Raw genomic sequence first — 12077 nt, forward strand, 5'->3', positions numbered from 1 at the left:
GCGCGGGGGAGCGGGTCAGGTCAGGGTGTCCAGGGTTTTGGCGTAGGCGGCGGGGACGTGGTGGGGGCCGGCCGGGGTGAAGACGTCGGAGGTGGCCGCCGTCGACCAGGCGGCGGCGGGCACCGCGTCGACCAGGGCGCGGACCACCGGGGCGTCACGCCACTGGTCCTGCTCGGCGAGCAGGCTCAACGCCACCACCGACTCCTCCACCTCGCCGACGCACTCGAACGGCTTGTGCCCGTCCACGCCGAGCAGTTCCCGGTAGCCGGGGATCTGCGTCTCGTCGGCCAGCAGGTCGCCGCCGAAGATGCCGACCACCCGTTCCCGGGGCATGAACGGGGCCATGGCGAGGAAGACGAACCGGCACTTCGGGCAGTCGCGGCACCAGCGGGCGCTGGCCTCGCGCAGCTTGAACGCGGCGTTGCAGCTGGTCACCACCGCGTCGTACCGGTCGATGGTGGCGAACAGCCGGGCGATGTGCAGCTCCGACAGCGGGCGCAGCAACGAGAAGTACGGCTCGGTGAGCCCCGCGTGCCCGGCCAGCGCCGCCCGCAGCAGCCCCTCGGCCTCGACCCCCTTCGACCACTGGTGGTTGATCTCGTGACCGTTCCAGATCAGGTTTGGGTCGGACGCGGACCGCTCGTTGGACATCACCACCGGCCCGAGCCCGTGCAGCACGGCGGTGGCGACCGCGATCAGCGAGTTGATCGCGGTGACCGGGATGTGCCCGTTGCGCGCCCCGGCGGCGTTCAGGTCGAACAGCACCGGGTCGAGCCGCCGCCGGGCGGCCAGCGCCGGCAGCCCGGACGCCTCGTTCACGGCGACGATCACGTGGTTGGGGTTGACCGAGAACGGCACCGGGTCGAAGCCGCCCCGGCGCAGCGCCTCCAGGCTGACGATGGAGTCCTTGCCTCCGCCCACGGCCGACAGCGGACGCCGGTCGGAGTCGTCGTACACCCGGGGTGGCGGGACCTCGCCGGCCGGCACCTCGGGGCGCAGCTCCAGCACGTGCGGGAGCCGGTTGCGGTAGGCGTACTCGGCGAGGCCCTTGGTGTAGACGGCGGTGACCAGCGCGGTGGCCGCCGCGCCCAGCGGCGTCGGCAGCACCAGGCGGGGCGGGGCGGCGGCCTTGTAGTAGCTGACCCCGGCCACCACGTGCAGCAGTTCCAGGACCCGGCCCAGGGTGGCCAGCGTCTGCGCCGACGGCGGCGTGGCCGGCACCGGCAGCGTGATCGTCTCGGTGAACCGCTGCTCGCCGTCGGGGCCGGTCAGGGCGTAGTCGAACGACGCCGCGCCGGTGGCGGGGTCGAACGCGTACGACGGGAAGGTGAAGGCGTCCATCCGCCGGAGCTGCTCGTTGGGCACACGCCATACTAGGCCCTGGTCCGTCCGGCCGGGTCCGCTGCGCCGGACCGGGCCGCCGCACCGCCGTCGACACCTCAGGGAGAGTTCGTGCGCCTGTCCGATCTGCGCGGCCGTACCGTCGCCGTCTGGGGGGCCGGCCGGGAGGGCCGCGCCGCCGTGACCGCCATCGCCGCGCACGGCCCGGCCGACCTGGTCGCCGTCGACGACAGCGCCAACTTCCTCACGGTGGCCTGGGAGGGTCCGCTCGCCGAGGCCGCGCCGCTGGTCACCGGCGAGCAGGGGTACGCCCGGCTGGCCGCAGCCGAGGTCGTCGTCCGCTCCCCGGGGGTGCCCAACACCCACCCGTGGCTGGTCGAGTTGCGGGCGAACGGGGCGACCGTCACCCAGGGCACCGCGCTGTGGATGGCCGACCATGCCGACCGGACGATCGGGGTCACCGGCAGCAAGGGCAAGTCGACCACGTCCAGCCTGATCAGCCACCTGCTCGCCGCGGTGGACCGGCCCAACGTGCTGGGCGGCAACATCGGCGTGCCCACCCTCGACCTGCCCGAGGCCGGGCAGTACGTGCTGGAGCTGTCCAGCTACCAGTGCAGCGACCTGACCGACTCGCCCCGGGTGGCGGTGGTCACCTCGCTGTTCCCGGAACACCTGGACGCGCACGGCGGTGAGGCCGAGTACTACCGCGACAAGCTGAACCTGATCGCGTACGGCCCCCGCACGGTGGTGGTCAACGGCAACGACCCCCGCCTCGCCCTGGAGCTGGGCGACCGGACGGCGATCCGGGCCGGCCTGCCCGACAGCGTGCACGTCGCCACCGGCCCGGACGGCACCGACTGGTTCCACCTCGGCGACCGGCCGCTGTTCGCCCGGGGGGTGCTGCCGCTGGTCGGCCGGCACAACGCGGGCAACCTCTGCGTGGCGCTCGCCGTGCTCGACGCGCTGGGCGTGGACGTGGTCGCCGACAAGGACACCCTGGCGGTGGCGGTCGCCGGGTTCCACGGGCTGGCCCACCGGCTCACCGAGATCGTCGACCCGTCCGGCCTGACCTTCGTCGACGACACCCTCGCCACCAGCCCGTACGCGGCGATGCACGCGATCGACGCGTACGACGGGCGGCCGTTGACGGTGATCGTCGGGGGTACCGACCGGGGGTTGGACTACACGCCGCTGGCCGAGCACCTGGCCGAGCGGGAGCTGACCGTGATCGGGATTCCGGACAGCGGCCCCCGGATCGTGGCGGCGCTGGCCGGGTTGCCGAAGGTGCGTACCGAGGTGGTGGACGACCTGACGGACGCGGTCCGGTTGTCGCGGGCGGTGACCCCGCCCGACGGGGTGGTGCTGTTGTCCCCGGCGGCGCCCAGCTACGGCCGGTTCCGCAACTTCGAGCACCGGTCCGAGGTGTTCGCCGAGGCGATCCGGGCCACTGCCGGCTGACCGTGGTGTTAGCGTGGTCGGCCACCGGGCTACACAGTGGCAGTTGTCGGCGGCGGGCCGGGGTGGCAGCGTGCGGGGCACGCGAACCCCGCCGCGGAAGGGTGTGCCGATGACCGCCGACGACCTGCTGGCCCGACACCGGGCCGTGCTCCCGTCCTGGATGCCGCTCTACTACGCCGAACCGATCGAGCTGGTCGCCGGCTCCGGCCGTCGGGTGACCGACGCCCGGGGCCGCAGCTACCTGGACTTCTTCGGCGGCGTGCTGACCAACATGATCGGCTACGACATCCCGGAGATCCGCGAGGCGGTGCAGCGTCAACTGGACACCGGCCTGGTGCACACCTCCACCCTCTACCTGATCCGGCAGCAGGTGGAGTTGGCCGAGAAGATCATCCAGGTCGCCGGCATCCCGGACGCGCGGGTCTTCTTCACCAACTCCGGCACCGAGGCGAACGAGGCGGCGCTGCTGGCCGCCACCAGCTACCGCCGCTCGCACCAGATCCTCGCCGTCCGCAACAGCTACCACGGCCGGTCGTACGCGGCAATGGGCGTCACCGGCAACCGGGGCTGGACGGCCAGCGCGCACAGCCCGCTCCAGGTGGCCTGGCTGCACTCCGGGGAGCGGCTGCGCGGGCTGCTCGCCCGGCTGCCCGCCGACGACCGGATCGACGCCGCCGTGGAGGACCTGCGCGAGGTGCTCGCCACCCAGACCAGCGGTGACGTGGCGTGCCTGATCGCCGAGCCGGTGCAGGGGGTCGGCGGTTTCGTCGCCCCGCCCGACGGGTTGTTCGCCGGCTGGCGCAAGGTGCTCGACGAGCACGGCATCCTGCTGATCTCCGACGAGGTGCAGACCGGTTGGGGGCGTACCGGTGCGCACTTCTGGGGCTACCAGGCGCACGGGGTCATCCCGGACCTGCTCACCTTCGCCAAGGGCATCGGCAACGGCTTCGCCCTGGCGGGGGTGGTCGGCCGGGCCGAGATCATGGAGTCGGTGCCGGCGGTCAGTTTCTCCACCTTCGGCGGGAACCCGCTCGCCACCGCGGCCGGCAACGCCGTCCTGGACTACCTGCGGGACCACGACCTCCAGGCCAACGCCGCCCGGGTCGGCGCGATCCTCGTCGACGGGTTGCGGGCCGCCGTCGCCGACCTCGACGGGGTGGCCGAGATCCGGGGCCGGGGGTTGATGCTCGCCGTGGAGTTCGTCCAGCCGGGTGGCATGGAGCCCGATCCGGCGCTGACCGGCCGGGTCGTCGAGGCGTGCCGGGCGGGCGGCCTGCTGGTCGGCAAGGGCGGCCTGCACGGCAACGTGGTGCGGATGGGTCCACCGTTGACCCTCACCGAGGCCGAGGCCCACGAGGGCCTGGCGATCCTGGTCGAGGCGATCCGTTCGACGGTGGCGGCGGAGGCGGCGCGGTGACCGGGGCGACCCGGTCACCCGGCCCGCAGGCCGCGCCCACGGTGGACGCTGCCCGGATCGGGCACTTCGTCGACGGTAGGCGGATCGACGGGACGTCCGGCCGGCACGGGGACGTGTTCGACCCGGCGACCGGTCGGCGTACCGGAATCGTGGCGCTGGCCGACGCGGCGGACGTCGCGGTGGCGGTCGGGGCGGCCGGACGGGCCGCCCGGAGCTGGCGGGACGCCTCGCTGGCCCGGCGCACGGCGGTGCTGTTCGCCTTCCGGGAGCTGGTCCACGCCCGCCGGGACCGGCTCGCCGAGGTGATCACCGCCGAGCACGGCAAGGTGCTCGCCGACGCCGCCGGCGAGGTGCAGCGCGGTCTCGAAGTGATCGAGTACGCCTGCGGCATCGCCTCGGCATTGCGCGGGCGGTTCAGCGAGAACGTCTCCACCGGGGTCGACTCGTACAGCCTGCGGCAGCCGCTGGGGGTGGTGGCGGTGATCTCGCCGTTCAACTTCCCGGTGATGGTGCCGCTGTGGTTCGTGCCGGTGGCGGTGGCCTGCGGCAACGCGGTAGTGCTCAAGCCGAGCGAGAAGGATCCGGGCGCGGCGCTGCTGCTGGCCGAGTGGTTCGTCGAGGCGGGTCTGCCGGCCGGGGTGCTCAACGTGGTCAACGGTGACGCCGAGGCGGTCGACGCGCTGCTCGACCACCCCGACGTGCGGGCGGTGTCGTTCGTCGGTTCCACAGCGGTCGCCCGGCAGGTGCACCGGCGCGCGACGCTTGGCGGCAAGCGGGTGCAGGCCCTCGGCGGGGCGAAGAACCACCTGGTGGTGCTCCCGGACGCCGATCTGGACCTGGCCGCCGACGCGGCGGTCAACGCCGGGTTCGGCTCGGCGGGCGAGCGGTGCATGGCGATCTCCGCGCTGGTGGCCGTGGAGCCGGTCGCCGACGCCCTGGTGGCGCGGATCGCCGAGCGGATGGCCGGGCTGCGTACCGGCGACGGGCGGCGCGGTTGCGACATGGGTCCGTTGGTGACCGCCGCGCACGCGGCCCGGGTACGCGGGTACGTGGCGGCCGGGGTGGCCGCCGGGGCGGTGCCGGTGGTGGACGGTCGGGACGTCACCCCGGACGGGGACCCGAACGGGTTCTGGCTGGGGCCGACGCTGTTCGACCGGGTCACCCCGGACATGTCGATCTACACCGACGAGATCTTCGGCCCGGTGCTCGGTGTCGTCCGGGTCGACTCGTACGACGCGGCGTTGGCCCTGGTGAACGCCAATCCGTACGGCAACGGCACGGCGGTCTTCACCAACGACGGTGGGGCGGCCCGGCGCTTCCAGCACGAGGTGGAGGTGGGCATGGTGGGGATCAACGTGCCGATCCCGGTGCCGATGGCGTACTACTCGTTCGGCGGGTGGAAGGCGTCGCTCTTCGGTGACCTGCACGCCCATGGTGAGGACGGGGTACGGTTCTTCACCCGGGGCAAGGTGGTCACCAGCCGCTGGCCGGATCCGCGCCACGGCGGGGTGAACCTCGGCTTCCCCACCCAGACCTGACCCACCAGACCTGACCCGGTCGGGCACGCGGTCTGACCGACAACGATCACGCGGCGGCCGGTACTCGGCCGGTCAGCCGCTCGGCGGGACCAGCAACGCGTGCAGGGTCACCGGGTCGGTGATCTCGGGCAGGGTGCGGGCGGCCAGCCAGGCCGCCGCCGCCGCGCCGTCCCCGGCCGAGTGGACCGGGGCGTCCGGCCAGCGACGGCCCGCCTCGGCCCGGACCGCCGCGCCGAGCGGGGTGTCGCCGGTGAGCAGCCCACCGCCGAGCACCAGCGGCGTCGTCACGCCGTCCGGGCGAATCCGACCGGCGCTGGTGACCAGGTGCGCGGCGGCGCGGTGGAGCAGTTCGGCCGCGCCCGGGTCACCGGCGACGGCGGCGTCGACGACCAGCGGGGCGAACCGGGCCAGTTCCACGGGTGGTCGACGGGTGACCGCCTGGACCACCGCGTCGACGGTGTCCCGGGGGCGGGCGGCCACCCCGGTCGTGCCGGTCAGTTCGGCGAGCAGCCGCCGGCCGAGCGGGCCGGGCGCGGTGCCGGCGTCCAGGTCGGCCAGGAGCGCCCGGACCGCCTCCCGGCCCAGCCAGAAGCCGGAGCCGGCGTCGCCGAGCAGCCAGCCGTGCCCGTCGGCGATCCGGTCCAGCCGCAGGTCGCACACCTGGGCGGCGATCGCCCCGGTGCCGGCGACCAGGATCGTGCCGTCGGGCGCGGCGGTGCCGGAGGCGTACCCGACGAGGGCGTCGCTGTGCACCGCGTACGGGCAGCGCAGGCCGGCGTCCGACCAGGCCCGGTCGAAGGCGGCCCGACCGGCCGGGTCGGCGCGTAACCGGCCGGCCCCGGCGAGCCCGATCGCCCCGGCGTGGACCCGGGCCGGATCGACCCCGCGTAGCGCCTCCCGCAGTGCGGTGGACAGTTCGACGGCGGCACGTTCGGCACCGTGGCTGGTGGGGTTGCCGCCGCCGGCCCGGCCGGTGCCGAGGCGTTCGCCGGTGAGGGTCAGGGCGGTGGCCCGGGTGGCCGTACCCCCGATGTCGAGGCCGACCACGACGGTGTCGGACATCCTCGCGGGCCTCCCGGGAGTGCGCTGGTCCAGGGGTGTCCATGCTGGTCGGTGCGGTGCCGCAGGGCAAGACCGGGGGTCGGGAGTGGGCCGCGCGGCAGGTAACAGTTTGAAAACTTCGCCCATGGTCTTGACAGGAAGGGGCCTTCAGTAAGAACTTTTACCACTAACAGTTAACACTCTTTTCCGAAAGGCGCGTCGATGGCCGAGCACGAGGCGGACACCACCGCGGCAACCGCGGTGGTCGATGCCGAGCCGGTCGACCGGCGCAGCGCGGACGGGGTGCTGGCCAGGGTCCGGGCCGGCGCGGGAGAGTTGACGGGAGCGTTGCGCCGGGTCGCCGAGCAGGTGCTCAGCGACCCGGAGGCAGCGGCCCGCGCCACCATCGTCGAGCTGGCCGAACGCAGCGGCACCTCACCGGCCACCATCACCCGGTTCTGCCGGGCGATGGGCTTCGACGGCTACGCCGACCTGCGCCTCGGCATCGCCTCCGAGACCGGCCGGGCGCGCTCGGCCGGCTGGACCGTCGACATCGGCCGGGAGATCCAACCCGGCGACCCGCTGGAGCGGGTGCTCGACCAGATCATGGCCGCCGACACCCGGGCCATGCACGACACCGCCACCCTGCTCGACCTCGCCGAGGTCGAACGGGCCGCCGTCGCCATCGCCGGCGCCGCCCGGGTCAACATCTTCGGGGCCAGCGGCAGCGCGCTGGTCGGCGAGGAGATGCAGTTCAGCCTGCACCGCATCGGGGTCGCCGCCTGGGCCTGGAGCGACGTGCACGAGGGGCTGGCCAGCGCCGCGCTGCTCGGCCCCGGCGACGTGGCGCTGGGCATCTCGCACACCGGGCAGACCCGGGAGACCATCGAGATGCTCGCCGAGGCGGACAGCCGGGGGGCCACCACCGTGGCGCTGACCGGGTTCCCGCGCTCGCCGCTGGCCGAACTGGCCGACATCGTCCTGCTCACGGCCAGCCAGGCCACCACCTTCCGGCCGGACGCGCTGTCCGCCCGGCACCCCCAACTCGTCGTGCTCGACCTGCTCTACATCGCCGTGGCGCAGCGCACCCACGACCGCGCCCACGCGGCCTTCCGGCGTACCGCCCAGGCCGTGCAGGGGCACAAGGCCGCGAAGGGGACCACCTCATGATCAGTGCCCAGGGGTACGCGCGGGCCGTCCGGCCCGTCCTCGACCGGCTGCTCGACACCCAGGCCGACGCGATCGGCCGGGCCGCCGACCTGATCGCCACCAGCCTGCGGGCCGGCGGGGTGCTCCAGGCGTTCGGGGCCGGCCACTCCGAGGCGTTCGCCGCCGAACTGGTGGCCCGCGCCGGCGGCCTGGTCCCCACCAACCGGATCGGCCTGCACGACCTGGTGCTGCACGGCGACGCCCCGCGCGACGTGCTCACCGACCCCAAGCTGGAACGCGACCCGGCCGTGGCCCACCAGCTCTACCCGCTGGCCCGGTCGCAGCCGGCCGACGTCTTCCTGATCGCCTCGCAGTCCGGCATCAACGGCTCGGTCGTCGAGCTGGCGACGCTGGTCACCGGGCACGGCCATCCGCTGATCGCGGTCACCTCGGTCGCGCACACCGCACGGGTCGCACCCCGCCACCCGTCCGGGCGTCGACTCGCCGAACTCGCCGACGTGGTGCTGGACAACGGCGCCCCGTACGGCGACGCACTGCTGCCGCTGGAGGGCGGCGGCGCGGTCTGTGCGGTCTCCTCGGTCACCTCCGCGCTGCTGGCGCAACTGGTGACCGCGGAGGTCGTCCGACGGTTCCACCAGGCCGGAGAGGTACCCCCTATCTACCTCTCCGCCAACGTCCCCGGTGGGGACGCGCACAACCTCGCCCTCGAGTCGCGGTACGCCGGGCGTCTCCGGCGCACCGCCTGACCCGGACACCCAAGGAGAGACGACGATGTCGAATACCCCCGAGACCCCCGCCGCGCTGAACCGGCGCACCCTGCTGGGCCGCACCGCCGCGGCGGGCCTGCTCGCCACGCCGGTGGTCAGCCTGCTGGGCGCCTGCGCCACCAGCGGCTCCGACGAGACCACCACCAAGGCCGAGGAGGGCACCAAGAGCGCCGCCAACCCGCTGGGCGTCGCCGAGGACGCCCCGCTGGAGGTGGTCATCTTCAACGGCGGCTACGGCGAGAAGTACGCCACCGACGTGCACGAGCCGCTGTACAAGAAGGCGTTCCCCAAGGCGGAGATCAAGCACCAGTCCACCCAGGCGGTCTCCACCGTGCTCCAGCCCCGGTTCGCCTCGGGCAACCCGCCGGAGTTCGTCAACAACTCGGGCGAGAAGCTGATCGACTTCGGGTCGCTGGTGGCCGACGGGCAGCTGATGGACCTCACCGAGCTGTGGGACGCCCCGTCGGTCGACGACCCGAGCAAGAAGGTCCGCGACACGGTCGTGCCCGGCACGGTCGAGGCGGGCTCCTTCAACGGCAAGCCGTACGTCCTGTACTACGTCTCCACCGTCTTCGGCATCTGGTACTCGGGCAAGCTGTTCAAGGACAACGGCTGGGCACCGGCGAAGACCTGGTCGGAGTTCACCGCCCTGCTCGACGGCATCAAGTCCAAGGGCATCACCCCGTACGGCTACGCCGGGGCGAACGCGGCCTACTACCAGTGGAACGTGATCCTGACCCACGCCGCGAAGATCGGCGGCACCGACGTGCTCAAGAACATCGACAACCTGGAGGACGGCGCCTGGCAGCAGGACGCGGTCAAGCAGGCGGCGCAGGCGTGGGAGGAGATCGGCGCCAAGTACGTCGACAAGAGCTTCGAGGGGCTCAAGCACACCGACGTGCAGCTGCGGCAGAACCAGTACAAGCTGGCCCTCTACCCCAGCGGCGACTGGCTGGAGGGCGAGCAGAAGAAGGACACCCCGGCCGGCTTCGACTACCAGCTCATGCCGGTGCCGAGCCTGTCCGGTTCGGACAAGCTGCCGGCGACCGCGGTGCGGGCGACCGCCGGTGAGGGCTACTTCGTCTCGGCCAAGAGCAAGAACCCGCGCGGTGGTCTGGAGTACATGCGCCAGATGCTCTCCGTCGCCGGGGCGAAGGGCTTCACCGAGGTGGTCAAGGCCCCGACCGTGGTCACCGCCGGCAGCACCGGCTTCGCCTTCCCGCCCGGCGTGGCCAGCTCCCAGGCCGCCCTCGCCGCCGCCGGCAAGGACGTGTTCAACCTGTACTTCGACGGTTGGTACAAGGAGCTGGACACCGAGGCGCGGACCGCCACCAACGAGCTGATGTTCGGCCGGATCAAGGCCGACGCCTTCGTGGAGCGGATCCAGAAGCGGGCCGACGCCATCAAGAAGGACAGCTCCGTCGCCAAGTTCACGCGCTGACCGATCGGAGAAGCGGGATCATGCGGCACGGCAAGTATCCGTTCGTGATCGGGTTCCTGTTCGCCCCGGTCACGCTGTACGTGGTCTTCGTCATCGCACCGTACGCGCAGGCGTTCCAGATCTCGATGACCAACTGGCGGGGGCTGTCCGCCCCGCAGTGGGTGGGCTTCGACAACTACCGGCGGCTGCTCGACGACGGGCGCTTCTGGCAGGCGGTCCAGCACCACGGCGTACTGCTGCTTGCCCTGCCGCTGATCACGATCGCCATCGCGTTGTTCTTCGCCTTCCTGCTCAACGTGGGTGGGCGCAGCGTGGGCGGCCAGCGGCAGGGGGTCCGGGGGTCGAAGTTCTACCGGGTGGTGTTCTTCTTCCCCCAGGTCCTGGCGGTGGCCATCATCGCGGTGCTGTTCCAGATGGTCTACCGGCCCAACGAGTCCGGCCTGATCAACGGCGTGCTGATGAAGCTCGGGCTGGACCCGGTGCTGTTCCTGGTCCGGCCGAACCTGGCCCTGTGGTCGATCATCGCGGTGCTGGTCTGGCAGGCCGTCGGCTTCTACGTGGTGCTCTTCTCGGCCGGGATGGCCTCCATTCCGGGGGAGATCTACGAGGCGGCCGAGATGGACGGGGCGAGCAAGGTGATGCTGTTCTTCCGGGTCACCCTGCCGCTGCTCTGGGACACCCTCCAGGTGGCCTGGGTCTACCTCGGCATCGCCGCGTTCGACGCGTTCGCCATCGTCGCGGTGCTCTCGGTGGACAGCGGCGGCCCGGACGGCGCGACGACGGTGCTGGCGGTGGAGATCTACCGCAACGCCTTCGTCTACTCGAAGTACGGCTACGCCTCGGCGATGGGTGTGGCGCTGTTCTTCCTCACCCTCACGTTCGCGGCGCTGACGCTGCGGTTGACCAAGCGGGAAAGCGTGGAGTACTGAGATGGCCGCACAGACGACGCTGCCGCCGGCCGCGGCGGACACCCCGCCCGGCCGGCCCGCCGCCCGCACCCGTAGGGGCCGGGGCGAACACCACGAGGTACGACTGTTCAGCGGGCTCGGTCAGCTGGCGCTCGCCGTCTGGGCGGTGATCGTCATCGTGCCGATCCTCTGGACGTTCCTGGCCGCGTTCAAGAACACCGGCGAGATCTTCAGCAGCCCGTGGACGCTGCCGGCGGAGCTGCGCTGGGAGAACTTCGGCCGGGCCTGGACCAAGGCGCACGTCGGCCGCTACTTCCTCAACAGCGTCTTCGTGGTGTCGTGCAGCACCTTCGGCACCATGCTGTTCGGTTCGATGGCCGCGTACGTGCTGGCCCGGTACAAGTTCCGGGGCAACCGGGCGATCTACTACCTGTTCGTCTCCGGGTTGGCCTTCCCGGTCTTCCTGGCGCTGGTGCCGCTGTTCTTCGTGGTCCGCAACCTGGGGCTGCTGGACACCCACACCGGGGTGATCCTGGTCTACATCGCCTACTCGCTGCCGTTCACCATCTTCTTCCTGGCCGCGTTCTTCCGGACGCTGCCGAACTCGGTGGCCGAGGCCGGCATGATCGACGGCTGTTCGCACACCCGGCTGTTCTTCCAGGTGATGCTGCCGATGGCCAAGCCGGGCCTGATCAGCGTGGCGATCTTCAACATCATCGGGCAATGGGCGCAGTACCAGTTGCCCCTGGTGCTGCTCTCCAACGCCAAGGACAAGTGGGTGCTCACCCAGGGCATCGCCGACATCTCGGTCAACGCCGGCTACGAGGCCGACTGGTCCGGCCTGTTCGCCGCGCTGACCATCGCCATCCTGCCGATGATCATCGTGTACGCGATCTTCCAGCGGCAGATCCAGTCCGGCCTGACCTCCGGCGCGGTCAAGTGACCGGTCGGGATGGCGGGGCCGCCTCACCCCGCCATCCCGACCGCTGACCCGGA

Annotated in this window: 10 protein-coding genes; 8 read left to right on the forward strand and 2 right to left on the reverse strand. The window is 72.3% G+C overall.

The genetic code is table 11. The annotated features are described in order from the left end of the window. Positions 1–15: 15 nt before the first annotated feature. Positions 16–1365, reverse strand: coding sequence for a hypothetical protein (locus ACWCHM_RS06370; RefSeq protein WP_454221728.1), 1350 nt, complete (start codon positions 1363–1365; stop codon positions 16–18). An 87-nt stretch (positions 1366–1452) separates the two neighbouring features. On the opposite strand from ACWCHM_RS06370, the gene murD reads away from it, so the two are divergent. The 3 genes from murD (at position 1453) to ACWCHM_RS06385 (ending at position 5754) form a co-directional block, all read left to right on the forward strand. Continuing rightward, complete coding sequence (gene murD, locus ACWCHM_RS06375) at positions 1453–2799, forward strand: UDP-N-acetylmuramoyl-L-alanine--D-glutamate ligase (protein WP_454221729.1); 1347 nt, start codon at positions 1453–1455, stop codon at positions 2797–2799. 109 nt (positions 2800–2908) lie between these two features. Further along, a complete protein-coding gene (locus ACWCHM_RS06380) occupies positions 2909–4216 on the forward strand; it encodes an aspartate aminotransferase family protein (RefSeq protein ID WP_454221730.1) in 1308 nt (435 codons plus the stop codon). A gap of 56 nt (positions 4217–4272) precedes the next feature. Next, positions 4273–5754 carry a CoA-acylating methylmalonate-semialdehyde dehydrogenase gene (locus ACWCHM_RS06385; protein WP_454223032.1) on the forward strand — a complete coding sequence of 494 codons (1482 nt, stop codon included), beginning with the start codon at positions 4273–4275 and terminating at the stop codon, positions 5752–5754. 72 nt (positions 5755–5826) lie between these two features. Here ACWCHM_RS06385 and ACWCHM_RS06390 read toward each other — a convergent pair whose 3' ends face one another. Next, complete coding sequence (locus tag ACWCHM_RS06390) at positions 5827–6816, reverse strand: N-acetylglucosamine kinase (RefSeq protein ID WP_454221731.1); 990 nt, start codon at positions 6814–6816, stop codon at positions 5827–5829. A 201-nt stretch (positions 6817–7017) separates the two neighbouring features. On the opposite strand from ACWCHM_RS06390, the gene ACWCHM_RS06395 reads away from it, so the two are divergent. Genes ACWCHM_RS06395 through ACWCHM_RS06415 form a run of 5 tightly spaced genes read left to right on the forward strand, consistent with a single transcriptional unit; the run spans position 7018 to position 12024 of the window. Beyond that, a complete protein-coding gene (locus ACWCHM_RS06395) occupies positions 7018–7965 on the forward strand; it encodes a MurR/RpiR family transcriptional regulator (protein ID WP_204959076.1) in 948 nt (315 codons plus the stop codon). After that, positions 7962–8711, forward strand: a complete 750-nt coding sequence (locus tag ACWCHM_RS06400) for an SIS domain-containing protein (protein ID WP_281895915.1) — start codon at positions 7962–7964, stop codon at positions 8709–8711. Before ACWCHM_RS06395 ends, ACWCHM_RS06400 begins: the two co-directional genes overlap by 4 nt. Positions 8712–8736: 25 nt before the next feature. Next, positions 8737–10173, forward strand: a complete 1437-nt coding sequence (gene ngcE, locus ACWCHM_RS06405) for an N-acetylglucosamine/diacetylchitobiose ABC transporter substrate-binding protein (RefSeq protein WP_204959074.1) — start codon at positions 8737–8739, stop codon at positions 10171–10173. A gap of 20 nt (positions 10174–10193) precedes the next feature. Further along, positions 10194–11102, forward strand: a complete 909-nt coding sequence (locus ACWCHM_RS06410) for a carbohydrate ABC transporter permease (protein ID WP_204959073.1) — start codon at positions 10194–10196, stop codon at positions 11100–11102. 1 nt (position 11103) lies between these two features. Beyond that, positions 11104–12024, forward strand: a complete 921-nt coding sequence (locus tag ACWCHM_RS06415; protein ID WP_204959072.1) for a carbohydrate ABC transporter permease — start codon at positions 11104–11106, stop codon at positions 12022–12024. The last annotated feature ends 53 nt before the right edge of the window (positions 12025–12077 follow it).

Source organism: Micromonospora sp. SCSIO 07396, from assembly GCF_053667945.1.